Genomic DNA, 1468 nt, shown 5'->3' with positions numbered 1-1468 from the left:
GTGTTTGAACTGGGCTTGCCGGTGCTGGGCATCTGCTACGGCATGCAGGCCATGGCGCACCAGCTGGGCGGCAAGGTTGAGGGCGGCCACAAACGCGAATTCGGCTCGGCCGACGTGCGCGCCCGGGGCCACACGGCGTTGCTCAAGGATATCGCCGACTACACCACACCCGAAGGCCAAGGCATGCTCGATGTGTGGATGAGCCACGGCGACAAGGTCACGGAAATGCCGCCGGGTTTCAAGCTCATGGCATCGACCGATTCCTGTCCTATCGCCGGCATGGCCGACGAAGACCGCCGTTTTTACGCGGTGCAGTTCCACCCCGAAGTCACCCACACCAAGCAGGGCAATGCCATCCTCAAGCGCTTTGTGCTTGACATCTGCGGCACGCGCCAGGATTGGGTCATGGGCGACTACATCACGGAAGCTGTTGAAAAAATCCGTGCGCAGGTTGGTGATGAAGAGGTCATTCTGGGCCTTTCCGGCGGCGTCGATTCTTCCGTAGCAGCGGCACTGATCCATCGCGCCATCGGCGACCAGCTGACCTGTGTATTTGTCGACCACGGCCTGCTTCGCCTGAACGAAGGCGACATGGTCATGGAGATGTTTGTCGGCAAACTGCACGCCAATGTGATCCGTGTAGACGCAAGCGACCAGTTCCTCGGCCACCTTGYCGGCGTGAGCGAGCCCGAGGCAAAACGCAAGATCATAGGCCGCGAATTCGTTGAGGTGTTCAAGGCAGAGGCCGCCCGGCTCAAGGCCGGCACCGGCGGGCACAAAGGTGCCAAGTGGCTGGCCCAGGGCACGATTTACCCCGACGTGATCGAGTCCGGCGGCGCCAAAAGCAAAAAAGCCGTCACCATCAAGAGCCACCACAACGTCGGCGGCTTGCCCGAGCAACTGGGCCTGAAATTGCTGGAGCCGCTGCGTGAGCTGTTCAAGGATGAAGTCCGTGAGCTCGGCGTGGCACTGGGCCTCCCCCACGACATGGTTTATCGCCATCCGTTTCCAGGCCCGGGCCTGGGCGTGCGTATCCTCGGTGAAGTCAAAAAAGAATACGCAGACCTGCTGCGCCGCGCCGATGCGATCTTCATCGAGGAGTTGCGCAACTTCAAGGACGCAGCGACGGGCAAGACCTGGTATGACCTCACCAGCCAGGCTTTCACGGTGTTTTTGCCTGTGAAAAGCGTGGGTGTCATGGGTGACGGCCGCACCTACGATTACGTGGTGGCCCTGCGCGCCGTGCAGACCAGCGACTTCATGACGGCCGACTGGGCCGAGCTGCCCTATGCGCTGCTCAAGAAGGTGTCTGGCCGCATCATCAACGAAGTACGCGGCATTAACCGCGTCACTTACGACGTCAGCAGCAAACCTCCCGCGACCATCGAGTGGGAATGAAGCAGACCCGTGGAGCAATCCAGTCTTTTCGGTGATGCCTCGCCTCCCAGGTTGAAAAGGCCCCCGGTGC

1 protein-coding gene is annotated in these 1468 nt (G+C 61.1%); it reads left to right on the top strand.

Features of this window, described 5'->3' with window-relative positions:
• The coding region (guaA, locus tag AC1D0Z_RS21640; protein ID WP_477660208.1) for a glutamine-hydrolyzing GMP synthase at window positions 1–1398 on the top strand (1398 nt) is incomplete at its 5' end.
• Window positions 1399–1468 lie beyond the last annotated feature (70 nt).

The organism is Polaromonas sp. P1_E3 (genome assembly GCF_056405935.1).
Note: the sequence above shows the minus strand (reverse complement) of the source record. Positions and strands in the feature narration are given on the sequence as shown.